Annotated in this window: 24 protein-coding genes and 2 pseudogenes; 5 read left to right on the forward strand and 21 right to left on the reverse strand. The window is 70.2% G+C overall.

The genetic code is table 11. The annotated features are described in order from the left end of the window. Positions 1–336: 336 nt before the first annotated feature. From B9S58_RS21960 to epsC, 15 genes are all read right to left on the reverse strand, one after another. Positions 337–747, reverse strand: a complete 411-nt coding sequence (locus B9S58_RS21960; RefSeq protein WP_103533806.1) for an Imm50 family immunity protein — start codon at positions 745–747, stop codon at positions 337–339. Continuing rightward, positions 734–1,219 (reverse strand): Imm50 family immunity protein, encoded by a 486-nt coding sequence (locus tag B9S58_RS21965; RefSeq protein WP_103533807.1) that lies wholly within the window; start codon positions 1,217–1,219, stop codon positions 734–736. The genes B9S58_RS21960 and B9S58_RS21965 overlap by 14 nt, the downstream gene beginning before the upstream one ends. Continuing rightward, positions 1,206–4,190: an RHS repeat-associated core domain-containing protein gene (locus B9S58_RS21975; RefSeq protein ID WP_258044859.1), complete on the reverse strand. Its 2,985-nt coding sequence runs from the start codon at positions 4,188–4,190 to the stop codon at positions 1,206–1,208. The genes B9S58_RS21965 and B9S58_RS21975 overlap by 14 nt, the downstream gene beginning before the upstream one ends. After that, positions 4,073–4,609, reverse strand: a complete 537-nt coding sequence (locus B9S58_RS39320) for a hypothetical protein (RefSeq protein ID WP_258044861.1) — start codon at positions 4,607–4,609, stop codon at positions 4,073–4,075. The genes B9S58_RS21975 and B9S58_RS39320 overlap by 118 nt, the downstream gene beginning before the upstream one ends. Next, positions 4,609–5,016: a hypothetical protein gene (locus B9S58_RS21980; RefSeq protein ID WP_103533808.1), complete on the reverse strand. Its 408-nt coding sequence runs from the start codon at positions 5,014–5,016 to the stop codon at positions 4,609–4,611. The genes B9S58_RS39320 and B9S58_RS21980 overlap by 1 nt, the downstream gene beginning before the upstream one ends. A gap of 915 nt (positions 5,017–5,931) precedes the next feature. Continuing rightward, positions 5,932–6,552: a flavin reductase family protein gene (locus B9S58_RS21995; protein WP_103533810.1), complete on the reverse strand. Its 621-nt coding sequence runs from the start codon at positions 6,550–6,552 to the stop codon at positions 5,932–5,934. Further along, the gene (locus tag B9S58_RS22000; RefSeq protein ID WP_103533851.1) at positions 6,549–8,009 is read right to left on the reverse strand and encodes a dihydroorotase family protein; all 1,461 of its coding nucleotides are present in this window, start codon (positions 8,007–8,009) and stop codon (positions 6,549–6,551) included. The genes B9S58_RS21995 and B9S58_RS22000 overlap by 4 nt, the downstream gene beginning before the upstream one ends. Then, the gene (locus B9S58_RS22005; RefSeq protein ID WP_103533811.1) at positions 8,006–9,247 is read right to left on the reverse strand and encodes an acyl-CoA dehydrogenase family protein; all 1,242 of its coding nucleotides are present in this window, start codon (positions 9,245–9,247) and stop codon (positions 8,006–8,008) included. The genes B9S58_RS22000 and B9S58_RS22005 overlap by 4 nt, the downstream gene beginning before the upstream one ends. Continuing rightward, positions 9,226–10,317, reverse strand: a complete 1,092-nt coding sequence (locus B9S58_RS22010) for a PrpF domain-containing protein (protein WP_103533812.1) — start codon at positions 10,315–10,317, stop codon at positions 9,226–9,228. Before B9S58_RS22010 ends, B9S58_RS22005 begins: the two co-directional genes overlap by 22 nt. Further along, positions 10,314–12,173, reverse strand: coding sequence for an asparagine synthase (glutamine-hydrolyzing) (asnB, locus tag B9S58_RS22015; protein ID WP_103533813.1), 1,860 nt, complete (start codon positions 12,171–12,173; stop codon positions 10,314–10,316). The genes B9S58_RS22010 and asnB overlap by 4 nt, the downstream gene beginning before the upstream one ends. 8 nt (positions 12,174–12,181) lie before the next feature. Further along, on the reverse strand, positions 12,182–13,009 hold the full coding sequence (locus tag B9S58_RS22020) for a cupin domain-containing protein (RefSeq protein ID WP_103533814.1): 828 nt from the start codon (positions 13,007–13,009) through the stop codon (positions 12,182–12,184). A 339-nt stretch (positions 13,010–13,348) separates the two neighbouring features. Continuing rightward, positions 13,349–14,299 (reverse strand): DMT family transporter, encoded by a 951-nt coding sequence (locus B9S58_RS22025; protein ID WP_103533815.1) that lies wholly within the window; start codon positions 14,297–14,299, stop codon positions 13,349–13,351. A gap of 64 nt (positions 14,300–14,363) precedes the next feature. Then, on the reverse strand, positions 14,364–14,909 hold the full coding sequence (locus tag B9S58_RS22030) for a cupin domain-containing protein (protein WP_103533816.1): 546 nt from the start codon (positions 14,907–14,909) through the stop codon (positions 14,364–14,366). Further along, positions 14,906–15,886, reverse strand: coding sequence for a PLP-dependent cysteine synthase family protein (locus B9S58_RS22035; protein ID WP_103533817.1), 981 nt, complete (start codon positions 15,884–15,886; stop codon positions 14,906–14,908). Before B9S58_RS22035 ends, B9S58_RS22030 begins: the two co-directional genes overlap by 4 nt. Before the next feature lie 58 nt (positions 15,887–15,944). Next, positions 15,945–16,661 (reverse strand): serine O-acetyltransferase EpsC, encoded by a 717-nt coding sequence (epsC, locus tag B9S58_RS22040; protein ID WP_103533818.1) that lies wholly within the window; start codon positions 16,659–16,661, stop codon positions 15,945–15,947. A gap of 270 nt (positions 16,662–16,931) precedes the next feature. Between epsC and B9S58_RS22045 the strand changes: the two genes are divergently transcribed. The 3 genes from B9S58_RS22045 to B9S58_RS22055 all read left to right on the forward strand — a co-directional run bounded on the left by B9S58_RS22045 (position 16,932) and on the right by B9S58_RS22055 (position 18,726). After that, positions 16,932–17,171 carry a 4-oxalocrotonate tautomerase family protein gene (locus tag B9S58_RS22045; RefSeq protein WP_103515788.1) on the forward strand — a complete coding sequence of 80 codons (240 nt, stop codon included), beginning with the start codon at positions 16,932–16,934 and terminating at the stop codon, positions 17,169–17,171. Continuing rightward, positions 17,168–18,175: a hypothetical protein gene (locus B9S58_RS22050; RefSeq protein ID WP_103533819.1), complete on the forward strand. Its 1,008-nt coding sequence runs from the start codon at positions 17,168–17,170 to the stop codon at positions 18,173–18,175. Before B9S58_RS22045 ends, B9S58_RS22050 begins: the two co-directional genes overlap by 4 nt. 236 nt (positions 18,176–18,411) lie before the next feature. Further along, positions 18,412–18,726 (forward strand): hypothetical protein, encoded by a 315-nt coding sequence (locus B9S58_RS22055; protein WP_146063549.1) that lies wholly within the window; start codon positions 18,412–18,414, stop codon positions 18,724–18,726. 66 nt (positions 18,727–18,792) lie between these two features. On the opposite strand, the gene B9S58_RS22060 is transcribed toward B9S58_RS22055, so the two are convergent. The 5 genes and pseudogenes from B9S58_RS22060 to B9S58_RS22080 form a co-directional block, all read right to left on the reverse strand. After that, entirely contained in the window at positions 18,793–21,855 is a 3,063-nt protein-coding gene (locus tag B9S58_RS22060; protein ID WP_103533821.1) for a BTAD domain-containing putative transcriptional regulator, read from the reverse strand. 335 nt (positions 21,856–22,190) lie between these two features. Beyond that, positions 22,191–22,777, reverse strand: a pseudogene (locus B9S58_RS39330) (nucleotidyl transferase AbiEii/AbiGii toxin family protein); the annotation flags it as partial. Next, the gene (locus B9S58_RS22070; protein WP_103533822.1) at positions 22,774–23,121 is read right to left on the reverse strand and encodes a transcriptional regulator; all 348 of its coding nucleotides are present in this window, start codon (positions 23,119–23,121) and stop codon (positions 22,774–22,776) included. The gene B9S58_RS22070 and the pseudogene B9S58_RS39330, both read right to left, overlap by 4 nt. A 324-nt stretch (positions 23,122–23,445) precedes the next feature. Further along, on the reverse strand, positions 23,446–23,847 hold the full coding sequence (locus B9S58_RS22075) for a DNA-binding protein (protein WP_103533823.1): 402 nt from the start codon (positions 23,845–23,847) through the stop codon (positions 23,446–23,448). Next, positions 23,844–24,092 carry a type II toxin-antitoxin system CcdA family antitoxin gene (locus tag B9S58_RS22080; RefSeq protein ID WP_103533824.1) on the reverse strand — a complete coding sequence of 83 codons (249 nt, stop codon included), beginning with the start codon at positions 24,090–24,092 and terminating at the stop codon, positions 23,844–23,846. The genes B9S58_RS22075 and B9S58_RS22080 overlap by 4 nt, the downstream gene beginning before the upstream one ends. 593 nt (positions 24,093–24,685) lie before the next feature. Between B9S58_RS22080 and B9S58_RS22085 the strand changes: the two genes are divergently transcribed. Then, positions 24,686–24,961, forward strand: coding sequence for a hypothetical protein (locus tag B9S58_RS22085; protein ID WP_103533852.1), 276 nt, complete (start codon positions 24,686–24,688; stop codon positions 24,959–24,961). 317 nt (positions 24,962–25,278) lie between these two features. Here the strand turns inward: B9S58_RS22085 and B9S58_RS39335 are convergent. Then, a pseudogene (locus B9S58_RS39335) lies at positions 25,279–25,485 on the reverse strand (hypothetical protein); the annotation flags it as partial. Between the two features lie 156 nt (positions 25,486–25,641). Between B9S58_RS39335 and B9S58_RS22100 the strand changes: the two are divergent. Further along, the gene (locus B9S58_RS22100) at positions 25,642–26,310 is read left to right on the forward strand and encodes a DUF998 domain-containing protein (protein WP_103533825.1); all 669 of its coding nucleotides are present in this window, start codon (positions 25,642–25,644) and stop codon (positions 26,308–26,310) included. Positions 26,311–26,342 lie beyond the last annotated feature (32 nt).

Below are 26,342 nucleotides of genomic sequence, written 5' to 3' on the forward strand. Positions count from 1 at the left end.
TGTCGGCTCTGAGGACCGACCCCGACGGCGCGCACTATTCCTTCGCCTGCGCTCTGAGCTTGGGAATCAGCGGTCCTTGGGTCGTTGAAGGGGCTCTGAGCTGCACTTTTCCGCTGGGCCGGGTGAATGGCCACGGGCTCTGGGGGCCGTATCTGACCGCTGTTGCCGGCTCTGCTGGGCACGGACGGGGCACGAGGGCCAGCAAGGCGGCGGGCGCCGCGAGGCGCGTGCTCCGGGCGGGCCGACGAGTCAGAGGGGCGACGCGGACCTGGTTGCCACAGAGCTTGGTCATGTAGTCGCTGTCGGAGGTCAGGAGCAGGGCGCCCGCGATGCCGGTCAGGGCGAGCCCTGGAGGTATACGCGGATCCGGGTCACCGCGGACGTCGCGGCCGAGAAGGTGATGGAGCGGTTTTCGCTGGTCACCGAGACCTGCTGTCGGCCGGTGTCGGTCACGACGACGCCCACCGTGCGTTCGTGCGTGTCCGGAGGCTCCGCCGCGATGCCCGTGATGCGCAGCTCGTCCACGCCGGTGAACACGACGAAGAACCGCACCGTGTTGTACCGCTTCCCCTCCCACTCCGCCCTGGGGTGGTCCGGTAGCCGCGTGGTCTCGAACCCGAGGGTGACCGAGGTGTCCCGTTCGTCCACGTGCACGTAGTACAGCGGGCAGGAGGAGAGGTCCGGCGGCGTCTCGTAGAGCGCCGCCGGCTCGGGCCAGAGGGGAAGGTCCATCTCAGAGGTGCTCATAGAAGGTGTTCACATGGGTCTCGGGGACGGTGGGGAAGAGCTTGCGTTCCAGGATGCTCGTGAACTGGTGCGGGCCGGCGTCCTCGCCGTCCGGACCCAGGGTGAAGACGCTCAGACGCCCCGCCAGTACATCCGCGTTGGAGGTGTACGACAAGTCGAGCTGCGGCGCCGGCACCCGTACGGCCAGCCGGTGCCGGGGCAGCGGAGTGAGCACGACGTCGGCCGTCACCGGCGGACGCCACCCCGTCATCTCGAAGTCCTCCACGTGCGAGAACGCGAGGTGGCACTGCATGGTGTCACCCGGTCCCCGGTCCCAGCGGTCCGGAAACCGGGGAAGGTCCAGGCGCAGCGTGACCACCGAGCCCCAGGCATCAAGGTGCACCGAGCGCAGTCGGACTCCCGACAGCTCGGGAACCTCGTCGTAGTACGGTGCGAAGACATCCCGGTTGGGGACGAGATCAGTCCAGGTCATAGTAGTAATGCTCCTCCGCGCCTTCGATCTGTCCATTCCGGGTGTCGTCCCACGGCCGGACGTGGACGTGCGCCGGCTGGTAGCCGGGCTCACCCGGTTTCTGGTGCCCGAAATGGTGGTCCTGGAAGACCACCACGTCGCCGTTGGGCAGCTCGTACCACTCTTCGAGGTAGTAGATCGGCCGGCCGTTCGCGTCCAGTTGCTGGCCGCCGCCCTGGTATTCCGGCTTGGTCGCCTTCGTGTACGGATAGCTATTGGTGGGCTCCATGCCCTCCGGCACACCGGCGTCGCGCAGCGCGGCCGCCTTCGCCGTGGCCAGGTCGCGCCCGACCTTCGGCGGGCAGTCCGGTGCCAGCCCCAGCGGGTCCGACCAGGTCAGCGGGTTGCGGACGTAACTGGACGGGTTGGGCGAGGGCCCCAGGCCGAGTGGGTCGACCGAGAGGTATCGGGCCGTCTCCGGGTCGTAGTGACGGAAACGGTTGTAGTGCAGCCCCGATTCGGGATCGAAGTACTGGCCGGGGAAGCGCAGCGGGGTGTACGCGGCGGCGTTCTTGTTCCACTCGGTCGTGCCCCACACCGTGGACCGGGCCCGCCAGGCGATCTCGCCGTCCTCGCCGATCAGTTCCTGTGGAGTGCCCACCAGGTCGGTGACGATCGAGAAGAAGCGGCTGTCGACAACCCCTTGGTCGGCCCCGACGAGCCGTTCGGCCTGCGCGAGGGGCTGGAAGCCGTCGTGCTCCCAGGTCAGCGTGACTCCGTACCGGGTGCCGGCGGTGACGGTGGTCTGCTCGCAGAGGGTGTTCCCGTCCCAGGTGAAGGTCACCTCTTCCGCGACCGTCAGACCGTCGGCCGCCAGCCGCCGCTTGGCGATCCGGCGGCCCAGCGGGTCGTACTCGTATGTCCAGCGTGTCCCGTCCGGGGTGGTGAGAGCCAGCAGCCGGTCCTCGGCGTCCCACTCGTAGCGCCAGGTATCGGGCTTGCGGGAGAGACGGACCCGCTGCCGCAGGACGATCCGGCCGGCCGCGTCGTACTCGTAGCGGATGTCGCCCGCGCGGATCAGACGGGTCCCCTCGTAGGTGCGCGCTCCCGTGGCGTCCGGGCCGCCCGGACCTGAGCCGGGCCACGAGGCGTCCGTCTGGTTTCCCGCCTGGTCGTAGGCGTAGCGCTCGGTCCAGCCCGCGGCGCTCACCGCGGTGATGCGGCCGACCGCGTCCAAGGCGAAGTCGCGGTCACCGGCGAGCCGGTCCTCGACGCCCAGCACGTAGCCGTCGGCCCGGTAGGCGTACCCGCGTCGCTGCAGCGTGCGGCCTTCGGCGCCGTGCACGTGTTGCTCCCGGACCCTGCCGAGCTCGTCGCGGGCCAGGTCCAGCACGGCCGTAGCTCCCAGGCCGCGGCGGGTCTCACGACCCGTGGCGTCGCGTTCGAAAGCGATGCGGCGGCCGTCGAGGGTCAGCTCCGCCCCCCGGCACGCCGCGTCGTACGCCCACGTGCTGACTCCCCCCGACGGGGTGGTACGGGAGACCACCCGGCTGAGCGCGTCGTAGCTGCGGGTGAGTTCGCGGCCGTTGACCGTCTCCACGCGGATGCGCCCCGCCGCGTCCCGGACGAAGCCGAGCTCCATGCCGGGGGCGAAGATGCCCGCCAGCCGGTCGGAGTAGTCGTACTCGTACCGGGTGACCACGCCCCCGGAGTCCTTCAGCGTGCGGTTGTCCAGAGTGTCGTACTCGTACCGGATGACCTGTCCGGCCGCGTTCTCGCGCGAGACGACCCGGCCCGCCGCATCGTGCGCGTAGCGGATGGTCCTGCCGTCGAAGTCCGTTTCGGCGACGGTCCGGCCGGCCGCGTCGTGTTCGTACGTCCACCGGAGGCCTCGGGGGTCGGTGACCGACAGCAGCCGCAGCTCGGCGTCGTGGCCGAACTCGTGCCGCGCGCCGTCCGGACCGGTCCGGGCCGTCAGCACGTCGAAGTGGGAATACTCGGATGTCGTGACACCGCCGAGCGCGTCCCGGTAGTGGACGCAGTTGCCCTCACCGTCGTACGTCCACGCCTGATCGGCCCCGTCCGGCTCGACCCGGCGGGCCAGTCTGCCCTCGGTCGTCCACTCCAGCTGGGTCGCATGGCCCAGCGCGTCGGTGATCCGCACGGCCCGCCCGAACACGTCCCGTTCGTACCGGGTGACGGCGCCGAGCGGATCGGTGATCTCCACCGGGAGCCCGGCCCGGTCGCAGCGGATCCTCGTGACGCCACCGAGGCCGTCGGTGACCTGGATCAGGTGGCCGTGGTCGTCGAACGCGAAGTGGGTGGTGGCTCCCACCGGATTGGTGAGCGAGGTGCGGTTGCCCCGTTCGTCGTAGGTGTGACGCCATCCCGTGCGGTCGCCGCGCCGCTGCCGGACCGGTCGGCCGTGCTCGTCGTAGTCGGTGCTCAGCTCCTTGCCGTCCGGGCGGAGTACCGTGACCAGTCGGCCCGCGTCGTCGCGCCCGAAGTGGGTGGTACGGCCGATGGGATCGGTGAGTGTCACGAGCCGGTCGTGCCGGTCGTGGACGAAGCGGGTCACCTCGCCGAGTTCGTCGACGCGGGCCTTCACCCGGTAGCGATCGTCGATCAAATAGCGGCGGGTGTGGCCGGCGCCGGTGGTCGCGGTGGTGACCCGCAGGCCGGTCTCCGGGTCGACCGCGTCGTAGGAGAGGGTCAGGGCCATGTGGCCCTCGGTGCCCCCCTCGCGGACGCAGCGGTTCCGGTCGTCGTACGCGTAGTCGTACCGGCGGTCGTTGGTATCGGTCCAGGAAGTGATGCGGCCGAGTTCGTCGTAGGTGAAGCGCAGCGGCAGACCCGAGGAGTTCGTGACTTCGCTCAGGTTCCCGTCGGTGTAACCGTAGGCGAGGATGCGCGGGCCGCCGGTGAGGTGGAGGGCGCTGATGCGGCCCCCGTCGACGTCGAAGCGCAGGTGGTACCCGGCGCTGTGGGCCATGCCCAGGGGGGGGTGCCGTCGGCCGCGTACTCGAAGAGGATGACGTTGCCGTTGCGGTCCTCCAGTTGCGCGATCGGTGCGATGCCGTCCTGGGCGCCTTCGGCGGGCGGGCTGAAGCGCCGTACGTGGCCGCTCGCCGGCGTGCCCGCCGCGATCCCGAGGTTCCCGGCCAGCGCGCTGGCGTTCTGCACGAGACTGCGCACGCCCCACTCCCAGCGCTCGCAGAAATCCTCGAAGTCGGTGGCCAGACCCATGTGCCCGGCCTCCATCCCCGTCATCGACAGGTCTTCGAAACCCGAACCCATGGATGCGCCCGCCGCGTCACCCGTCTCACGCAGCTCGGCGATGGCTTTGCGCAGGCCGTCCTGGATGTTCTTGACGGCGGCGGGCGAGACCTCCAGGTCTCCTTCGCCCGCCATCAGAGAGCACCCGCAAGCTCATCGTCCGCATCCACCGCGCACCGGTCGGGGACGATGCCCACGACGGGCGGGAACAGCATCGAGGCGTCCTCGTCCGCGACGTCGACGGCCACCCCGGTCGGGCCGTCGACCGTGGGAATCACCGCGTCGACGAGGCGCGCTCCGAGGATCGAGAGGAACTCCCACTCACGGGCACCGGCACCGCGCGCCTCCGCGAAACGAGCCAGCGCCTCCTCGTCCGTGAACGCGTAGATCCAGCGCACACCGCCCTGCCACCCCGACATGAGGCCGCCGTCACCACCATCCGACAGCGGCACCAGCAGTGCCGTGCGGCGGAATTCCCCCAGCAAACGACCCGAATGCCCCGATCCATCACGTACAGCGGCCATTTCCTCGGCCAGTCCCATCAAGCGCCCCGTTCCCGAGGGCAGTCGACAGCCCTCGATTCGCAAATGTTAATGCAGGCGAGTAGTAGTCAGGTAGCACTACATCCTCGCTCCGTACGCTCGATGGCCCTACTCTCCAAGGGGGTGCCGGTCGGCGGCTTGCGGGCGCCTTCGCCCGCTCCGGCCCTCATCGCGCTCGCCGGGCCGGGTCGACGTCTTCAGATGAATGGCGTACCCGATGGGCGGGGTGAGAAGCCGTATAGGTCTGGCGTTTCACTTCGGAGAGCGTGAGGCCGACAGGGCCGTTCCGCCAAGTCCGAGGCGCGGGTGAAGATCGGCATGCCGAAGGCGTTCCGGTTCTACTGCATTCGTCACACCGGGCACACCCTCTCGACGCGGCGCGGGACTCCTGAGCAAGTCCGGACAACGACGAAGCCTCAGGCCGCTCCACTGAGCACGGATGGGGCACGTTGGCGGCAGTGCGGCGGAACCTGCCGAGGTGCCTGCTCCGGGTTGGCCGGCAGGTCAGAGAGGAGTGCAACGGACCTGGTGGCCGCAGGGTTTGGTCACAGATCCTGGTCGGCATGGCCGACTGGCAGAACCGGCTCCTCGACCCGGTCTGTCCGGTGATCTTCACCGGCGCCATCCACGTGAAGATCCGCGACGGTGCTGTGGCTGTGGCGAACCGGCCGATCTATGTGGCCCCGGCCGTCTGGAAAGCGTGTCGGGGGGGCGACCCCTCACGAGTTTCGAACCTCGTATCCTCCGCCATTGCTCCCACCGGGCCATACGTCGAAGGCCCCCGCAGCGAACTGCGGGGGCCTTCGCTGTTGTCTCAGCCCTCGATGTTCTGGTCCCTGCCGACAACGGTCCACCGCGCGGCTTCGCGCAGCAGTCAGAGTCGGCGCCCACCGACGGACACCGAAGCTGCCGCGATCAGGCGCGGGACTCCGCCGGCCTCGCGTGGGCGAAGCCTCTGTGATGCCAGACCAGGCCTCCGGCCGGGCGGCCCAGGCAGTCGGACGCCATGACGCGCCCCACCAGGATCGAATGGTCGCCCCCATCGATCACGTCGTACCGGGCGCAGGTCAAGCGCAGTGCGCAGTCGGCCAGTTGCGGCGCGCGGTGCGACGTCGGTCCGGCGGCCAGGGAGACGTTCGCGAAGCGCTGCTCGGTCAGGCCCGCGAACCGCTTCGCCAACGCCTCGTTCTCCGGGCCCAACAGATGGAGGGCGAAGGCGTCCGCCGCGACGAGCACGTCGTGGGTGCGGGATTTCCGGTCCAGGCAGACCAGCAGCAGCGGCGGGTCCAGGGACAGCGAGGACACTGCGCTGGCTGTGAGGCCTCGAGGGGCGCCCGCCGCGTCGTAGCAGGTCACCACCGTGACCGGGGCGGCGAGGGAGGCCATGGCGGAACGGAACTCGTCGGCCGCTATGTCGCCGGATGCCATCGGGCCCGCGGCGGCGGGACCCTCCACCGGCGACCTGTCCCGTGCCGCCGAGCCGAGCCGGGCGGAGTGGGTCCTGGTCGACGCGGTCAACAGCGGAGTGACGTTCATCGGACCGCCCCTTCCAGCTCCCGGACCGGCTTGGTGGCTGAGGTCTCCCCCGCGGGGAGGCAGGGCGCGGACGGGGCCGGACCGGCCAGCCAGCGGCCCGAGGGCTCGCCCAGCGTGCCCCGCTCCAGGTCCCAGGCCACGTGTCCGCCCCGCACCACGGTGGTGAACCGGCCGGTGAACATCCAGCCCTCGTACGCCGACCAGCCGCACAGCGACTCGACGTGGGCCGCCGAGAGCTGCCAGCGGGCGGTCGGGTCCAGGAGGGCCAGATCGGCGTCGGAGCCGACCGCCAGGCGGCCCTTCCCCGCCAGGTCGAACAGGTCCGCGGGACCCGTTCCCATCAGCCGGGCAAGGTGGACGGCGGCGGCGTCAGGGGCGATGCCGCGCGCGAGCATGCCCGTCCACACGGAGACGGCCAGCTCCTGGACCCCGGGGAGCCCGGGAGGTGCCTCGGCCGGGGGCCGGTTCTTCTCCTCGACGGTGTGCGGAGCGTGATCACTGCCGATGGTGGTCGCCTCGCCGCTGAGCACGGCCTGCCAGAGCCGATCACGGTCCCGAGGGGCGCGGATCGCCGGGGAGAGCCGGGTACGAGGGCCGCGCAGCGCGGTGTCATGGTCGGTGAACGCGAGGTGGTGTCCAGTGACCTCGAAGCTGATCGGCAGCCCTTCGGCCGCGGCGGCGACGAGCAGATCGGTCTCCTCGGCGGACGACACGTGCAGGATGTGCGTCCTGGTGCCGTACGCGCGGACCAACTGGACGACCTTGGCGACCGCGACGATCGCACCGGAGCGCGGCCGGTGGGGCTCGTAGGCGTCGTACGACTCAGGGTCGCCGCCGCGGGAGTCGAGCAGGTCGAAGACGTGCTGGTCCTCGGCGTGCAGCACGAGGCGCACCCCGCCCCGCGCGGCGGCGGCGAACGCCGCCTCCAACTGGTGAGCCTCACGGAACACCACCGGTGCCGTGTGATGGCCCGCCATGAACGCCTTGGCGGAGGTCGCCACCTCCGGGGCGAGGTCGGCGAGGACCTCGGGGTGATCGGGGTCGGCTCCCATGTGGAACCGGTGGTCTACGTACGAGCGGCCCGCGATCAGCGCCGCCTTCGCCCGCAGGGTCGACGCGTCGAGCGACGGCGGGCGCGTGTTGGGCATGTCCATCACCGTCGTGACGCCCCCGGCGAGCGCGGCCCGGCTGCCGTTCTCCCAGGTCTCCTTGTGCTCCAGACCCGGGGTGCGGAAGTGCACATGGGAGTCGATGAGCCCAGGCAGGACGTACCGGCCCGCGGCGCTCAGACGAGGCCCGGGAGGCAGCGGAGCGCCGGGGGCGAGGATCGCCGCGACGCGGCCGTCACGGACGACGACGCTGCCTTCGCTCACCCCCTCGGGGGTGACCAGCCGGCCTCCTTCCACCACCAGGTCGGCCGGGGAGGAGGTGGGGGGTATGGGGGAGGGGGAGTTCATCGGTTCCACGGCAGGCTCACCAGTTCCTTGCAGAGGTCGTTGGTCGGTCCCATCAGGGCTACGGCCCGGGCGTCGCGCCCGAACCGGTTGATCGGATGCGTCTCCACGTAGCCCGCCGATCCCAGGAACCGGGCCACGTCCGCCACCACCCGCTCCGCCGCTTCCGAGGCGGCCAGCTTGGAGTGGAGCGTGGTCATGCCGGGGGCGGCGGAGCTGCGCCGGCCGGCCCGCTCCACCACCGCGCGGGCGGCCTCGACCTGCGTGGCCAGGTCCACCAGGCGGTGGCGTACCGCCTGGTGGGCGTAGAGCCCCCGGCGGCCGGCGTGTGCGTGGGCCGCGTCCAGCGCGGCCTGAGCGATGCCCACGGCGACGGCGCCGAGCGAGGCGCCGCTGTCGCGGACCCGGGCGATGATGGACGCCGCGACGCCCGTCGCGCCGAGGCGTGCGGAGTCCGGCACGACGCACTCCCGTACCGACACGAACCCGGTGGCGGAGCCCCGCATCCCGGTCAGCCGCATCGTGGTGTCGGGCACCAGCCCCGGGTGTTCGCCCGGGACCAGGAAGAACGTCTGCCCGGCCGACCCGTACCCGGTGTCCCGGGAGGCGGCGGCCGGGGCCTCGTCCACCGTCTGCGCCAGCACGAGGTAGACGTCCGCGAGGCCGGCGCTGGTGGTGAAGGACTTGGCGCCGTCCAGGAGCCAGTCCCCCTCGGGCGTGCGGTGCGCCCGGGTCGCAAGGTTCTTCTTGTCGGCGCCGGCCCCGCTCTCCGACCAGGCGGAGGCCGCCAGCCACCGGCCGTCGGCCAGCTTGGGCAGCACCTCGCGGTGCTGGGCGGGTGAGCCGTTCTCCACGATCCGGCTGGTCACGGCGCAGTGCTGGAACAGCATGATCGCCGCGGAGGCGTTCACCGAGGCGACCTGCTCCACACAGGTGTTGAGAGCCACCGCGTCGGCGCCCGCACCGCCATAGCACTTCGGTACGACCAAGGCCGTCAGCCCGCTCTCGCGGAGCACCGCGACGGCTTCGCGGTCCGGCTCCCCAGTGAGGTCGGCCGCCTCGGCGCAGGCCGCCAGCCGTTCCAGGACCGGAGGTGCGGGGAGCACGGGGACGGTGCGCGCGGTATCGTCGCGGCCGGATCGACGGGGGGCACCGGGGAACGGATCGATGGCGAAGGGGTCGGACAACGCCCCGGGGCCGATGTCGTCGCGTACGGCGGTCAGGCTGTCAGCGGAACCCATGGGTTCTCCTCGGATACGGCTGCGGACGGGGAGAGGTGAGCGATGGCGGCGGGCGCCTGGGCGTTCCCGGACCGGGGGCGTGCCAGCAGCCCCCGGTACTCGACCTGCTTCTCGGCGACCGACACCCAGGCGAGCTCGCGCCGTCCGTCCGGGCGAGACGTCGAGTGGGCGGCCACCCGGACACAGCCGTCCGGGGTGCGGACCTGCAGTAGCGCGTCGGGGCCCGAGGCCGTGTGTCCCGCCAGCGACCAGGGCACGGTGCCGGTGATGCCGGCGGCGGCGCCCAGGCAGATGGCGCCGGTCAGCGCGACCGTGGGGTGCCAGGAGGGTACCGACACGGCGCGTACGTACAGGCCGCCGCCGTCCTGCGGGAGCACAGCCGCGATCTTGGGGAAGGCGCCGAACGTGTCCCAGCCCTGCGACGCGCAGACCGCGATCCGCAGCCGGGTCATGGTGTCGAACAGGCCGGGAGCGTCGCCGAAAAGGGCATCCGGCCCGTCGACGCCGAGGTGCGAGGCGTCGACGAAGGCGTACGGATTGCCCATCGACACCAGGGACACGGGCACGGATCGGCCCTCGAAGGGAACGTGGGTCACCGGCTCCCCCGTCATCAGGAGTTCAGGCAGCTCCAGCGGTGGTGAGCACAGGAAATGCGCCGTGAACCGGGTGCCGCCCCCGAAGGTCTCCTCGGTCTCGCACACCACGTTGTCACCGTTGTTGAGCACGTTGACCCGGACCCGGCACCCCGGCACCAGCGGCTGGATCATGCCGGTGCGGGCAGCCGCCTCGACGGCGGCCAGAATCGAGTGGCCGCAGGAGCCCCGGAGGTCGAAGCTGTCGTGGCTCTGCGGCAGAGACTGGACGAACCGGTAGTCCAGGTCGAAGAGCGGGTGCCGGGAGGGGCGCACGATGGCGTTCTTGAGCACATCGGCCGAGCCCTGCCGGGTCAGGTCGGCCCGCAGGTCGGCCAGCGCGCTCAGCAACTGCGGATCGGACTCCGGGAGGTCGCGGCCGTCCAGCACCGCGGTGGGACAGGGCGCGCCGGCCGCCTTGACCAAGGAGACATTCATCCGGCCACCACCGCCAGTTCACGGGTCGGCCGGTGCGCGCCGGCCGACGTACCGAAGAACTCGCCGCGCCACATCTGATGCGACATCAGGGCCCACAGCGCCAGCGACGTGCCGTCGGACGGCCGGGCCTCCTGCTCGGCGAACAGGGCGTCGACCACCTCGTACCGCAGCCGCCCGTCGGCCCGCAGCGCCTGCGGGGACAGTACGTCGCGGGCCATCGCCCACAGCCGCTGCCCCGGGCTCAGCATGGCCGTGATCGGCAAGGTGAAGGGCTGCTTGGGCCGGTTCAGGACGCTGTCCGGCAGCAGCCCTTCGGCCGCCCGGTACAGCGCGCGCTTGACGCCGACGCCGGGAACGGTGCGATGCTGGTCGGGCAGGGACGCCGCGAAGCGCACCACGCTGGGCTGGCAGAACGGAAGCCGGGCCTCCACCGAGCTGGCCATCGAGAGGTGGTCGACGCGGCGCAGATGGTACGCGGGCAGCCTGTAGCGCTGTTCGATCCGGGTGATCCGCTCGAGCCGGCTGCCCTCGCCGTGGGCGAGGATGTCCATGAGGCCGGGCGGCAGCGGGGACGCGCCGGGCGTGTGGACCCGGGCGGCGTACTCGGAGGTGTACAGCTGTCGGCGCAGGGACTCCGGCACCGCGGCCAGGTGGTCGAGGTAGGGCCCCGCCCAGTCGGCCCCCTCGGGTGCGGCGAGCGCCTGGGTCATGCGGCTGTACCCGCCGAAGAGTTCGTCGGCCGCGTCCCCGGTGAGGGCCACCTTGAACCCGGCGTCGCGTACCGCCCGGAACAGCGAGAAGGTGGAGAGCGTGATCGGGTCGGCGTTGGGCTGGCCGAGGTGGCGTACGACGTCACCCATCAGGTCGGGGAAGGTGGCCGGGTCGATTTCCACCTGGTGGTGCACCGTGCCGGTGTGCCGTGACACCTCCGAGGCGAAGGCCCGCTCGTCGCCGGGCCAGCTGCCGGCGTAGGCGATGTTGAACGTGTGCAGCGCCTCGCTCGAACCGCGGTTGAACAGGATACGGGCCGCGAGCGCGGTGACCAGGCTGGAGTCGAGACCCCCGGAGGTGATGGCCGCGACCGGCGCGTCGGCGATCAGCAGCCGGGAGACCTCGCGGGACAGCAACTCTCGCAGCGACTCGCCCGCCCGGGACAGGCTCCGCTCCTCGTCGACCGGCGGAGCGGACTCGTAACCCATACGCCGGGAGGTGAGGCACAGGCCGTCCTCGCGGGTGACCACCGCGGTGGTCGCGGGCGGCAGGACGTCGATGCCCTCGAACATGGTCCGCTGGCCGAAGGGTGTCTTGGCCGACAGGTAGGTGTGCAGACCCAGTTCGTCCTCGTAGGGGCGAACCCCGTCGAAACCGAGCAGGGCGGGCAGCTCGGAGGCGAAGTGGAACCGGCCGCTGCGCTCCTCCCAGTGGTAGTACAGCGGCTTCATGCCGGAGGCGTCAGTGGCGATCACCAGGCGCGGTGCTCTGCGCAGGTCCATCACGGCGACGGAGAACATGCCGTCGAGGTGCTCGGCGAAGCCGTCCCCGTACGTCAGGTACAGCGCGGGGAGAATCGATCCGTCGCAGCGGTCCTCGAAGTGGAAGCCCTGGCGCATGAGTTCGGTGCGCAGCCGGTCGTGGTTGTAGAGCTCGCCGTTGAAGACGACGGTGACGTCGCCCGATCGGTAGGGCTGAGCCCCGCCTTCGGGGTCCATGATCGAGAGTCGGTTGTTGCCGAGGGCCCAGCCGGACTGCCGGGCGAAGGACTGGGCATCGGGGCCGCCGTGGTGCTGGAGGGCGGCGACCCGGCGCAGCTCGTCATCGGTGGTACGGGCGTGGAGGGATCCGTGGATTCGGCACATGGCTCAGATCACCTGACGTCGGAGGAGAGGCCGGCGGCGGAATAGAGCGCCGGGTCAAAGGGACTGGGGCCCCCACAGGTCACGAAGCGCCGGGCGTCGGGCCCCGTGTGCGGGTTGCGGGCGCCGTGCAGAACACCCGGCGCGGCGTACAGGACGTCCCCGGCGGCGACGTCGATCCAGCGGTCGCGCAGGTACATCTGGCCGATGCCCTCGAAGGCGATGAACGCCTCGTCGCTGTCGGGGTGCAGGTGGACGTTGAAGGTCTGGCCCGGCTGCTGGATGCCGCAGTGCAGGCAGAGCTGGCTGCTGCCGTTGCCCGGCCAGAAGACGAAGTTCATGGTGGCGCGGTCGGCGTCGGGGGTTATCTGGCCGGTGCCGCCGAACCCGCGCAGCTGGGTGGTCTCGTCCCAGAGCGTGGAGAACGGCTCGGGGTCGGTGCCGGGCCGGCGTCCCGCCGTGAGGGGCGTACGCCAGATGTAGACGGTCAGTCCGTCAGCGCCTGCCGTGAGGCTCAGGGCATGGCCCGTGGGGGCGTAGACGGCGTGGGACCGTTCGACGCTCCGGCTGCGGGAGCCGACCGTGGCCGTCCCCAGGCCGTCGAGGACGACCGCGGTGTTCTCCTCCTCGACGCTCGACTCGGGGCCGAAGGACTCGCCCGGGGCGATCCGGACGACGTGCAGCGTCACGTGCGTGGAGCCGACGGCAGGGCTGACCGGGGTGGCGAGTTCGGTGAGCCGGCCGGGCAGGGGGGCGAAGACGAAGTCCGCGGCGGAGATGATCCGGGCGTCCCCGAGAGAGGGAGTGGTGGGAGACGGCGAGGTGGAGGTGCGCGTCATGCGAAGTGCTCCTTGGCGAGGGAGGAGGGGCAACGCCGGGATGGAGGGTGGGCGGGACCTGATGGCGTCCTGTGATGAAAGGCTCGCGTCAACCGGTCCCGTCGCCCTCCCGCATCGCTACCGGGCCCGGGGAGGTGGCCGGGAACCGATCCGTAATCCGGCCCGCCCCGGAACGCCCGGGCACGCTCCACGGCCGGGCGGGACGGGGCGTCATGACGCAACGAGCCGGGGCCGGCGCGCACCCCGGGAAGGGTGTCTGCGCCGGCCCCGGCTCGTTCAGGCGTGGCTGTGCGTGCTGCTTCTGAGCTGCTCCGTGTCGTTCCGTGTCGTACGGCGTTGCTACGGGCGGCTCTTCTGCGGCACGCGATCGGGGGCGACCGGTGACGTCGGCTTGGGCTTCCCGGTCCGCGACAGGGCGGAGATCCGGCCTTCCGCGAGGGCGAGCGCCGCAATGACGAGGACCCCGCCCACCGGTACGTTCCAGGACAGCGGTTCGCTCAGGGCAAGCACCCCGACGATCACGGAGAACACCGGTACGAGGTAGTTCACGCCGGAGGCCGTGGTCGGGCCGGCGTCCGCGATCAGGCGGTTGAGCAGCGCGAAAGCGACACCGGTGGAGGCCGCGCCGAGGACCAGAAGGGCGAGCAGCGGCTTGGCAGTGAGGTCGCCGTGCAGGCTCCAGCCGGTCACGAACGTGGTGAGCACCACCGTGATGATGGAGGCCGCGCTGAGCTGGGCCGCGGTCACGGAGAGCGCGGGCAGCTTGTGGGGGCCGATGAAGCGGCGGATGTACACGAAGCTGACGGCGTAGCTCGCGGCCGCCCCGACGCAGGCGAGCTGGCCGCCGATCGAGCCGAAGCCGTCGGTGTTCCACGGCCCCACCACGATGATCAGCCCGAAGAACCCGCCGACCAGGCCGGTCACCTTGCGGCGCGTCGGCTTCTCCTCGGAGAGCGCGAGAGCGGCGACGCCCATGGTGATGAGCGGGGTGGCCCCCTGGATCACACCGGCGATGGTCGCGGTGGTGTGCTGCTCGCCGATGGCGAAGAGGGTGAAGGGGATGACGTTGCCGAAGACGGAGGCGACGACGATGTGTCCCCAGAGCGGGCGCGACGGCAGGGGGAGGTGCTTCACGGCGAGCATGGCGAGGACGACGAACGCGCCGACGACCAGTCGGCCGGAGGCGAGCTGGAGGGGTGCGAACGCCTCCAGTGACATCTTGATGAAGGCGAAGCTGCAGCCCCACAGGGCGGCCAGCAGACCGAAGCGGCCCCAGTTGGCGACGTTCATGCGGTGATCTCCTCGAGAGTGATGGGGGGGCGTGGCCGGTGAGCCCCGCCGGTCAGTGGTGGCGTTACGCGGCGGGTGCGCCGGCGGGGCCGTGGTGGTGATGGTGGCCGTCGTCGTGCGTGTGCCGGTGCGGGTGGTCGTGATCGGTGTCAGGGGCGTCGACCTCGAACTGGTCGTACTTCTCCATCAGGGCGACCATCTCCTCGCGGGAGGGACGGTTGCCGTCGGCGAGCAGGGCGGCCAGGCCCTCGAAGTAGCCCTCGCGGTGTTCGGCCGGCGTGAAGATGATCAGCATTTCGGCGAGCGAGCCGCTTTCGTTGCGGAAGCCGTGCACCGCGTTCTCCGGCACGTGCAGGAAGTCCCCGGCACGTGCGGTGCGCCAGCCGGTGCCGTCGTGCAGCCGGACTTCGCCCGTCAGTACGTAGAAGGACTCGGAGATCCGGGAGTGGTAGTGCGGGTCCGCCCCTCCGGCCCCCGGCAGCATCGAGTGGTGGAAGAGTCCGAACCGCCCGTCGGTGGTTTCGGCGAGAGCTATGAAGCGGGTGGTCGTCGCGGTCCCGATCTCCGCCTTCACCGCGTCCGCGTAGGCACGGAACATCGCGTGGCTCATGCCTGGTCCTCCCACATGCTCAGGTAGCGCTCGCCGGTGTCCGCCAGGAGGGTTACCACGATGCCGTCGGCCGACTCCGGCCTGCGGGCGACGCGCTCACTGGCGAACGCGGCCGCGCCGGACGAGACTCCGGTGAAGAGTCCCTGGCCTGCCGCCAGCCGGCGCGCGGTGAGAAGGGCGTCCTCGTCGGAGACCGTCACGACCTCGTCGATGAGGGAGACGTCGGTCGTCAGGGCGACGAATCCGCCGTTGAGCCCGGGGATGCGGTGCTGGCCCGCGTACCCCTGGGACAGAATCGGCGACTTCTCCGGCTCGACGGCTATCACGCGTACGTCCGGGTCGTGCTCCTTGAGGCTGCGTGCGACGCCGGTGAGGGTGCCGCCGGTGCCCACCCCGCACACGAAGGCAGCGATGCGCCGCCCGAGACCGGACATGGCCGCTTGGATCTCCGGCCCGGTCGTCTCGTAATGGGCTCGTACATTGTCGAGGTTCTCGTGCTGGCACGGGAACCAGGAGCCCGGAGTGGCCGCGTGCAGTCGCTCGGCCTCGGCGATCGCCCCCGGGTAGCCGAGCGAGCTCGGCGTCTGGACGATCCGGGCCCCGAAGGCGCGCAGCAGCCTGACCCGCTCGGCCGTGGCGTTGTCCGGAAGTACGATCACGCAGCGGTAGCCACGGGAGGCGGCGAACGCGGCCAGGGAGATTCCGGTGTTCCCGGAGGTTGCCTCGATGACGGTGCCGCCGGGCCGGAGCGCGCCGCGTTCCTCGGCGGCACGCAGCATGTAGAGGGCGGCGCGGTCCTTGCTGGAGGACATCGGGTTGGCGGACTCCAGCTTCGCCAGCACCCGGGCGCCCGGCGCCAGGTCGTGCAACCGCAGTTCCAGCAGCGGCGTGGAGCCGACGAGGTCCTCGATGCGTGACGCGACGACGGGGCGGGCGGGAGTGACGGGGGTGAGCGGAGCGTGAGCGGTGGTGGTCATGGCTGCATCTCTCGCAATCGGGGCAGTCGGGGCAGTCGGGGAGAGGAGGTCCTGGGTGTCACCAGGAACCGGCGGAGGCGATGACGGTGAAGACGTCCTCCATGAGCTCCGGCCGCCGACCGGGCTCCTTGATGACGGCGGTGGGCGCGAGCACCCGGGCACCGCCCGGGACGCCCTTGTTGACCAGGGCCTGGGCACCGATGACCGCCCGGTCCCCGACGGTCACGGGCCCGAGGACGGTGGCGTTGGCCCCGAGGACGACGCCGCTGCCGACGACGGGATGACGGCGGTCGCCCTCGGGCCGCTTGTTGTCGCTCCACCAGCCGACCGCGCCCAGCGTGACCTGGTGGTACATCGTCACGTCGTCACCGACGACGGCCGTCTCCCCGATCACGACTCCGGCGCCGTGGTCGATGAAGACTCTGCGGCCCAGCACGGCCCCGGGGTGGATCTCGACGGCCGTCACCCGGCGTGCCCACCGGGCCAGCAGCCTGGCCGGGATGCGCCGGCCGCGACCGTGCAGACGGTGAGCGACGCGGTGGGCCCACAGTGCGGTGAGCGCGGGGTGGAGGATCGCCTCCTTCCTGCCCCGCACGGAGGGGTCACGGGCCACGACGACAGCGAGGTCCTCGCGCAGCGCCGCGAGCAGGCGGGGAGTGGGGGACGCGGGAGTGGCGATCGGTCCCTCGGACGCGCCGGCGGACGCGGAGGCGGTGCCGAGTGCGGGACCGAGGGCCGGATTCGATTCCGGTTTCGTCGGACTGAGCAGGCTCATCGTGGCTCCAGGGGCGGTGTCGGCCTCATGACTGGAGCAGAGCGTGCCCGGCGGGCTTCCCGCTGGAGTCCCACCGCGTTCCCACCAGGCGGGAGCGCGTCCGAGGCCGCATGGAAGGCGAAGGGAACAGCGCGGGAAACTTTCGGGAACGACACGGCCCACACTCGCCTGAACGCCGCGCGACCGTCCGTCGGACAGCCGGCCCGTTGCCGCGTCGACGGACGCCGCGGCCCCGTTCTCTCCCCCCACCCGAGCAGAAGGAGTTCTCCCGTGCCTGTGATTTCCGTCGACTGGTGGAAAGGGAACGACCGTGCACACCGCCAGGAGCTGGTCGAGGAATTGACCGCCTGTGTGTCCCGGATAGCCGGATGTCCTGAGGAGGCCGTCACTGTCATCGTGCGGGATGTGGAGCCCGACCACTGGGGGAAGGGCGGCGTGCTCGCCGACGCGCTCCTCGCGGGCGCCGCTTCCCGGCCCGGTCCGCAGGACACCGGAGGACAGCAGCCATGACGGCACCAGCCGGATCCGGTACCGCCGATCCCCGGCGTCTCCTCCTCGTCGCACCGACACCTCTGCTGGTGGCTGCGGTGACGGAGGCCGGCTTCCCTTTCGTCACGGTCGCCGACACGGCCGTATTCACCGACGAGGAACTACGCGCACACCTCAGGGACACCGTGCTCACCCACCGGGTGGGCAGGCTGATCGCCTGCGGAGACGCGAGCACCCACCCCGTCGTTCTGGAGACAGCCGAGGAACTGGGGGTGTCACCGAATCCCGCCTCCGCCGCCCGGTTGCTCGCGGACGCCACAGAGGTCAGAAACCTGCTGAACCGCAGCGGTCCCCCCTGGCAGGCGTTGGCGCTGCAGGAGGAGCCGGGGAGCAGGCCGCCGCTGTGCGATGTCGTGTACGGGCTGGAAACCCTGACGGTCGAGGGGATGCACCGGGTCACCGGCATCCTGGAGTACCGGTTCGGCGACCGACGCGTCAGCGATCGGAGGGAGCCCGACACCGGGAACGGGCCCGGCGCGGAGCGGGCAGCGGGAGCCGACGCCACGATGTCGCAGGGCATCGGTCTCGCTCTGCACACCTTCCCCGCCCCGATCACCGGGCCGGAGGAAGCGGAGATCAGAGCCTTGGCCACGGGCCTCCTCGACCTGGTCGGTTACGAGTTCGGGTACGCGTTCACCCGCATCGTGCCCACCGAACAGGGACCCCGCGTCCTCGACGCGGTGCCACGGCAGGCGGGCTGGCCCGCCTCTCGGCTGATCGAACTGACCACGGGACTGGTCGCGGAGCGGGAACTGGTCCACGCCCTGTCGGGGAAGCCCTTGAAGGCAGCGATGCCGGTGGGATACGCGGCCGCCGTTCCCCTGCCCGATCCGCCCGGAGCGCCTGGGCGGATCACGGCACCCGCGGACGTGCGGGAGACACGGGACGGATACCACCTGCTCACCGCGCTCACCCCCGCCGAACTCACCGCCCGCACGGCCGCCGTACTCGGCTGCCCCGTCTGACCCGACTCCGCGCCAAGAAGGGCCCGCCATCGGCGGGCCCTTTCGCGTACGTGCCGTTCCGCCGCCGCGGGGCCGGCGTACGCCTTTCTCACCCGATCGCGGGGTTTTCCCGTCGCGTTCCCGGCTGCCGGGTGAGTGCGGGTAGCGGATGTGGAACGCCTTGGGAGCGGGGTCCGCGAAAGTCGTTCACGTCAGCAGAAACGCCCCGGCAAGACCACTCCAGAAGGCGGTAGACCATGCGGAACTCGGTGTCGACGATGGTGGGAATTCTAACGGCCGCCGTTCTCCTGACCGGAGGTGCCGCCGCTTCGGCGGCGGTGGCGGACGACGGCCTTTCCGCCCTGCCGGCCACCACGCGCTCCGCGTCCCACGGTGGATCGGACACGGGTGAGGGACCGAACGTGTTCCGTGCTTCGGTCGGTGAGGGGCCGAACATCGTGCCGGTTCAGTCCGGCACGGGTGAGGGACCGAACGTGTTCCGTGCCTCGGTCGGTGAGGGGCCCAACCTGGCCTCCGGCATCCGTGACGCTTCTCCGCGCGTCACGGTCTGAGCTGTTGCCTGCCCGCTGGGGCCGCCCCTCGTCGGCGGGAGCTCTCCTGTCGGCGAGACGACCTCGTCACGCGCCCGGCGGCATCGGGGCCCCCATGGCGGCGAAAGCCTCGCGGGCCGACTCCCGGTGGGCCGAGGCCGCTCCCTGCTCGCCCATGTGGTCCAGAGCGTCTGCCATACCCGTCAGCGCCCGCGCCTCTTCGACGCGGTAGCCGATGCGCGAGGCCGCGTCGTGGGCCCGCGCATGGAGTTCGAGGGCCGGTGAGTAACGCCCGTTGCGGGTGTGGAACCGGCCGATGATGTTGCCGACAGCAGCCTCGCGCATAGGTACGCCGCTGAGATCACCCAGGTGAAGGGCCGACTCCCCCCACTCGGCGGCCTGGGCGCTCTCGCCGAGCCGGTCAGCGACCTCGGCCGACAGTGCGAGGACCAGCGACAGGTCGGCGGGCGAAATGACATCTCCCGCCAGTTTGCGGGCCCGGCCCAGAAGCTCTGCGGCTTCGGCGAGCTCGCCCAGACCGATCCGGGCCGCCGCCAGATCGGTCAGCCCCTCCACCTCCTTGTCGACCGAACCGATGGAGCGGGAGAGGGTGACGGAGCGGGTGGCTGCCTCCACCGCCTCCGGATACCGCCCTCGCTCGGTGTACAGGCTGCTGAGGTTGGTCAGGGACTCCGCCTCGGCCCGCTCCGCCCCCAGCTGCCGCTTGATCTCGATGGACTGCCGTAGTCGTGGCAGCGCCTCGTCATAGCGGCCCAGGGTGCTGAGCAGGAGCCCGAGGACACCAGTGTCCTTCGCTTCGCCACGCCGGTCGTCAAGACTGATGGCCAGGGCCAATGCCTCTTCCGACACCTCGATGCCCTCCGTGAGGCGCCCGAGTTTCCAGCAGGCCACCGCGAGGTTGGACAGACTGAGCCGCAGCAGGGCGGCGTCGCCCAGGCGGCGGGAGGCGGCGACCGCGACACGGCTCAACTCTCTGAACTCCTCCAGGCGGCCGCGCAGGTCAAGGGGGAAGACAACGTTGGCGGCCAGCAGTCCCACATGCCGGTCCATCTCCCAGCGGTAGGCCAGGGATACGGCAGCCAGCAGCGAGTCCTGCTCACGCTCGAGCCAGTCGCGGGCCTGCTCGACCGTTTCCAGCGGGGGGAGTTCGGCGGCTGACGGCGGGTGCTCGGAGTGATCTATCCCGGCCCGCCCGGGAAACAGCAGGTCGCAGGCGGCGTCGGTCGCGGCCAGCGCGAAGTCGAGAAGCCGACGCACAGCGCGCATGAGCTCGTCGCCGCCGACCTCGCCACGCCTCTCCCCGTCGGCCTCCGGTAGCCGACGGTCACCGCCGCGCGAGAGATTCTGCGCGAAGCTGCGGACGAGGTCGTGGAAGGCGTACCGACCCGTCTCGTGCTGCTGGAGCAAGTGCATGTCGAGGAGGTTCTCCAGGACTTCCTCCGCATCCCGGGTGCCCGCCCCCAGCAGGGCGCCGGCGGCATAGGTGTTGATCTCGGTGCCCGGGTACTGGCCGAGGAGCCGGAACGCCTCTCGGGTCTCGGCGGTCAGGCCCTCGTAGGAAAGCCGTAGCGTCACTTCGACGCTGCGCTCCCCGGAGTTGAGCTCGGCCAGCCGGTGGGCGTCGTCCCGGAGCCGGTCGACCAGGTAACGGACGGTCCAGCGCGGCCGCTTGCGCAACCGGGCCGTGGCGATACGCAGGGCGAGCGGAAGATGACCGCAGAGCTCCGTGAGCTGAGCGACCGCCTCCGGCTCGTTCTCCGTGCGAGTCCGGCCGAGTACGCCCTCGACGAGGGCGACGCTGTCCCTCGGCGGCATGACGCCCAGGGACACGGTGTGGGTGGCGTCGAGGTCCACGAGCAGCGCACGGCTCGTGACGAGGACGAGCGTCTCGGTGGGGGAGGCGAGAAGGGGTCTGACCTGGGAGTCATCCACGGCATTGTCGAGTAGCAGGAGCATCCGGTGCGTGCTCATCGTGCGCCGCCACAGGCCGATTCGGCCCTCCACGTCGTCTGGGATGCGGTCGCCGGGAACACCGAGCATGCGCAGGAGAGCCTCAGCCGCCGCACTAGCGCTCAGGGGACGGCCGTTGGGGGTGAACCCGCGCAGGTCGATGTAGAGCTGGGCGTCGGGGTAGTTCCCCGCGAGTTGGTGTGCGGCGCGCACGGCCAGGGAGGTCTTGCCGCTGCCGCCCATGCCGTCGATCGCGACGATCAGTGGCCCGGAGCCCGGGGCCTCCTCCACGAAGCCCAGCAGTTCCCTTACCTCCTCCTCCCGGCCCGTGAAGTCACGCAGGTCGTAGGGGAGGGTGGAGGGGGTGTCCTCCAGGGTCAAGGGGGCGGTGTCGGGCAGCTGCGGGGCCGCGAGTTCCGGGCTGTTGCGCAGCACCGCGTTGTGCAGCTCCGAGAGCGCGTCGCCGGGGCCGATGCCGAGCTCGTCGATCAAGAAGTCCCGGACCTTGGTGAACTCCTCCAGCGCGTCGGCCTGCCGTCCGGAACGGAAGAGGGCGAGCATGAGCTGGCCACGCAGAGTTTCGCGCAGCGGGTGCGCGTCGATGAACTCGCGTAATTCACCGATGAGTTCACTGCTCTCGCCACCGGCGAGCCGCAGATCGAAAAGCTGCTCCACGGCTGTCAGGCGACGTTCCTCCAGGGCGGCGGAGGCCGCGGACAGTACGGACCCACCGGCGCCTGCGAGCAAAGGCCCCCGCCACAGAGCCAGTGCCTCGCGAAGTATCGTCATGGCGTACGCGCTTTGGCCGGCGACAGCAGCCGCTCTGGCCTGTTTTAATCCCTCGGTGAATCTGCTGAGGTCCACCTGGGCAGGCGTCGCGAGAACCCGGTAACCTGGCCCCTCGGTGACGATCAGGTCCCGCCCGCCGGGGATGCGCTGACGTAGTTCCGCGACGGCCTTGCGCACTTGATGGGCGGCGGTGGCGGGCGCGTTCTCGTCCCAGGCGGCCCCCACCAGGCGGAAGACCGGGAGCACGCGCTGAGGTTCCAGCAGGAGCGTGACGAGGACCTTCTCATGTACGGGTCCGCCGACCCGGATTCGGTCGCTCCCGTCCCAGCATTCGAACGAGCCCAGAATGCGGAACTGCACTCTGTGTGGCTCTGCGGCCTCGTCGCCCATCACGCTTCCTCCTCCAGCGGCCACGGAGCGGTTTCTGCCACCACTCACGCATAGCCGACGCTCCGCGTTCCCGCCGTCCAGATGAGTCTTCCCGCAGCCATCTCATCAGGGCCCCGTAGCAGGCGGCAAGACGGCCCTCGGACGTAGCGATCGATGGACTGTCCCGTTCGGGACTACCGATTGGCCGTCGGGCTCCGGGAACTGCGTCCGACCAAGCGCCCGAGGGGGGTTGGCGAGAGGGCGTCATGGACGTGGAGATCATGCAGTGGATGGACCGGGCCGGTCCGCACGTGGCAGCTGACGTCGACGCCTACGGGACGGCCCTTCTCATGTGCGATGAAATGCTCGTCGAGTCCGTAGGCCGCGAATGCTGTGTCGTCGATCCAGTCGGCTCCACCCAGTCGCGCTTGGAGCTCGCTCAGATCGAAGGAGTCGCGGGCATGGCGACGTCCGAGTTCCTCGAGTTCGACATGGCTCCAGCGATTCGAGGCGGCCTGTACGTCGATCAAGTCTCTGGCGAGTCCGCGGTCTGACAGCGCGTGGACTTTGGCCCCGACGACATCCTCGAGGGACAGGACCAAGCCGTGTTCGGTGTGTACGGGTGGCCGCCAGAGTGCTTCTTTGAGGATGTCGACCTCGCACTCTTCACGGCTGGCAGGGTCGGTGACGATCAGGCGGGAGGAATAGAGGGTCCGTTTCCAGCGCGCTGACCTGCCACCCCCGTTGTTCCAGGCCCGTTCGCACGGAAGTGGCAATGTCCTCCATGCGATCGGGGTTCTCGGTCGCGACATCGAGGTCCTGGCTGAGCCGATCGACCAGGCTGTGCCTGGACCGCGTAGCCGCCGGTTAGCGCCAGAGGGTAAGAGCCGCCTACGGCGAGCACGTCTGCAAGCAGGCGACGGTGAAGGTCGGTGAGGTTCACGCAGCGGCCCGGGTGCTGTGGGCGAGTTCGTCGAAGGAGCGTTCCCAGACTTCACGGGCATCACGGCTGATCAGTGTGCGCAGTGTGGGCCACAAGCTGACGAGGAGGCCGCGATCGAGATACCGGACCAGATCATCGTGCTGGCCCTCGGCCAGCACGATGCGGTAGTAGCTCATCCGCAGCCGGGGCTGATCGAGGTCGAACCTGGTCAGTCCCGACCACGCCAGGTGAAGTGGCAGGCCCACCGTGCCGTGCTCGGGGCCGGCAAGCCCGGAGAGTGCTGCGGGCAGGCGCCGGGCGAACTTGGCGCGGCGGAGATCGGAAATACTGGGCTGTGATGCCATATGTCGATTATCCAGGGAGAGGCCACCGAAGCCGACCGGACGGCGACGATGTGCCGCATACAAAGAAGCCCCCGGCCAGTGGCTTGGGGCTCTTTCGTGGAGCGGGTGACGAGAATCGAACTTGCGCTCTGAGCTTGGGAATCAGCGGTGCTTGAGCCTCCGGAAGGGGTCTGACCTGTGCTTTCCTGCGAGGAAGCTGGGGTCGCCATGGTCTCTGGAGGCTGTACCTGACCGTTGTCGTCCGCTCTGCTGGGCACGGATGGGGCACGGGAAGGCGATACAGGGGACCCTGCCAGGGGGGCGAGCTCGGGATGGGCCGGCGCGTCAGAGGGGGATGATGCGGACTCGGTTGCCGCAGAGCTGGGTCATGTCGTCGCTGTCGGAGGTCAGGAGGGCGACGGGTTTCGGCTGGCGCAGGGCGACCTCGGCGACGGTGGCGTCGATGGCGTACTTGTGCCCGTGCAGTCCGGCACCTTTGAGGAGTTCCGCCGCTGTTTTCGCCGCCTGCTCGGTGACGGGTTCCACCTTGACGCGGGACAGGGCCCAGTTCAGGCGAGGCATGTTGGTGCGGGAGTGGCTGACTTCCACGATGGTGTTGGCCCCGATGACCAGGTCGGCTCCCATGTCATGGAAGACCTGAAGCATCGCGAGCAGCTTGCGATCCTGCGCGATCCAGGCGGAGAGCCCTTCCGAGTCCAGGACGACGGTTTCGATGCGTTCGCTCACGCGGCATCCGCGCCCGTGGATGTGCCGGCGGAGCCGAAGATCTTTGCGCGGGCCTCGGCGAGCTCATCGTCGCTGAAGGGTCCGTGCTCCTCCTCGTGACGGCGGAGGGCGTCGCCCAGGAGCTGGTGCCGGATCTGGCGGGCTACGGCTTCCGCCACGTAGCCGGAGACGTTGTCCGTGAGCTTGCGGAGTTCCGCCACCTGGTCGCTGGGGAGGGTGACGGTGATGCGAGTCGTTGAGGACACGAGTCCAAGCATACTGGAGTATGCACACACTGGCTCGGGTCTCTGGTCCCCAGCCTTGACGCCCGCGGTCGCATGCTCCGGGTGAAGGCGTGGGGGCGATCACTCACCGGCCGTCCCTGGCGAGTGACGCTCCGGGCCGGTTCCGTTGGACGGCAGGCAAAAGGCCCCAGTCATTGACCAGGGCCTTCGTCGTGGAGCGGGTGACGAGAATCGAACTCGCGCTCTGAGCTTGGGAATCAGCGGTTCTTGAACGGTTGTATGGGCCCTGACCTGCATGCCTGACTGGAGCGGTCGAGGCTGGCGTGGTCTCTGGCCGCCGTGTTTGACCGCTGTTGTCCGCTCGGAAGGGCACGGATGGGGCACGAGGGTGATCGATGCCGCCGAGCCGTGGGTGGGGGAAGATTCACCGCGCTGGATCAGGCGCTCGCCGTCGTGCGATTTCATTCCTGGCGATCTGGCCCAGGGTAAACCAGTCGGCTGTCCTCGCTTCGGAGCCGTAGTACCGGCGGTCGGCGGACTGCGTCTCATCGCGGTCACCAGCTCAGAACCTCAACGTGAGGTACTAAGGTACCGTGGAGGAGGAGGTGGGATTCATGACCACGGCTTCGAAGCCGTCTCGGCAGTCGCCGCTCAAGGTGGACCCGGCGACGGACAAGTTGATCAGCCAGGGCGCGCATTTCCTGGGCCTGACGAAGAAGGACCTAGTCGCGGAGGCGGTACGGGTATACCTGGACCAGCGGCGTGAGGATCTTCGCGAGGGCATGGTGGAGGCACTCAGCGTCCTGGACGGCTCCCTGAAGTCGGACGTCATGCTCCTGACCGGTCTGACATCGGAGGAGATCGACACGGTCGGCGGGATCGACGAATGACCGGTCCCGCTGCGATGCGGCCCGCCAGGCCCACCTTGCGATGCCTACGCGATGACCTCGGACTCCCCCTGCCAGCGGTGACCGACCCCCTGGACGAGATTGAGCACCCGATCCTGGCGAAGACCGCCGAGCAGTTCGCGGCGGACGATGCCAAGCATGAGCGCATCCGCGCTGTCGATGACCAGGTGTTGTTCAAGGTGAAGGTCCAACGCTGGCGCGGAGCGGTCTGGGTGGACGCCGATCTTCCGTGGCTGGTGGCGGCCGGCCGCCGCGAGGACGGCTCCACCGACGACTTCTACGCCGCTCTCGAAGCTGGAGATCTTCGCGCGGGCCTCGGCGCGCTCTTCGTCACTGAAAGATCCGTGCTCCCCCTCGTGGCGGTGGAGGGCGTCGCCCAGGAGCTGGTGCCGGATCTGGCGGGCCACGGCTTCCGCCATGTAGCCGGAGACGTTGTCCGTGAGCTTGCGGAGAGCCGCGACCTGATCGCTGGGGAGGGTGATGGTGATGCGAGTCGTGGATGACATGAGTCCAGCATGTTGGAGTATGCGCAGGGTGGTGGGCTTGCCCCTGAGGGGCCTCACCTCTTCACGGTGTGAGCTAGGGCACACACTGGAGGGCGATCATCTTGCCGCTCGCTGTCGGTCATATGGGTGACACCGTCGCAACGAGGAAGGCACGCCATGACCGGCACGTTCACCACACCTGGCCCCATCCACTCGGTAGCCACCATTCAGCGATCCACGGCGCGGTGGCTCACGACCGGTGGTGTGGTGGCAGGTCCACTGTTCCTCGCGGCCGGACTCGCCCAGGGACTCACGCGCGACGGCTTTGACTTCACCCGAAACGCGATCAGCCAACTCGCTCTGGGTGGGGCCGGCTGGGTTCAGACGCTGAGTTTCGTGTTCACCGGAGCGCTGCTGATCGCCGGCGCGACCGGGCTACGGTGGACTCTGCGCAGAGGCCCCGCCGGGAGGTGGGCACCGGCCCTGGTCGGCGTGTTCGGCCTCTCATTCTGGGCCGCAGCCGCCTTCCCGGCCGACGCCGGAGCGGGTTTCCCCGCAGGCTCCCCGAACGCGACGGTGATGAGCGGGCACGGTGTAGCCCACATGGTCGCCGGGATGATCGGCTACGTCGCTCTGTGCGCCGCGTTCGTTGTTCTGGCTCGCCCGCTCGCCACCCGGGGCCTCCGGGGCTGGGGCGTGGCGTCGCGTGTCATGCCTGTGGCTGTCTTCGCCGGGTTCATGGCCTCTGCCGCGTCGGTTCTGGCGTTTACCGCCAGTGCCGGCCTCGGTCTGTTGTGGCTGAGCGCGGTGATGGCACGGCTGGCCGACGCTCCGGGCGACCACTAGCCAAACGCTGTTCTCACCGACTCCACCAAGAC

It is taken from the genome of Streptomyces sp. SM11, assembly GCF_002910905.1.
In the GTDB taxonomy this organism is placed as follows: Bacteria; Actinomycetota; Actinomycetes; order Streptomycetales; family Streptomycetaceae; genus Streptomyces.